General features: G+C 36.6%; 1 protein-coding gene. It reads right to left on the bottom strand.

Features of this window, described 5'->3' with window-relative positions; translation table 11 throughout:
- A partial coding sequence (locus B4O97_RS19395) for a hypothetical protein (RefSeq protein ID WP_143305842.1) occupies nucleotides 1-277 on the bottom strand: 277 nt, incomplete at its 3' end.
- Between the last annotated feature and the right edge of the window lie 84 nt (nucleotides 278-361).

The raw sequence follows: 361 nt of genomic DNA on the forward strand, positions 1-361 counted from the left end.
TTATTTTGGGTGGATGAAATAGGAAAAATGTTCCCAAATCGAAAGATTTCACTGTTTTTTCTAAATCGAGTGTTTTATCAATCTGAATCGGTGAAAATCCACCAGTTACAAATCGTTGAAAAACAATAGAACCACGAGGTTCGATTTGAAAAGAAAAAGCCCCGCCATTCTTTATTTGAACTGGAATTTGCTGAGAGATTCCACCATTTTCTATTTGTAAACCAATTTGGTAGTTTGTCAGATCCGGATAAGTTACAAATGTACCATGTATGGTCACCCTATTACCGACGTTACAAGAACATAAACGTAACCGTCAATTAAACCCCACCTTATACCGGATAGCTGTATACCCTACAATCCT

This window comes from Marispirochaeta aestuarii (assembly GCF_002087085.1).
GTDB lineage: Bacteria > Spirochaetota > Spirochaetia > JC444 > Marispirochaetaceae > Marispirochaeta > Marispirochaeta aestuarii.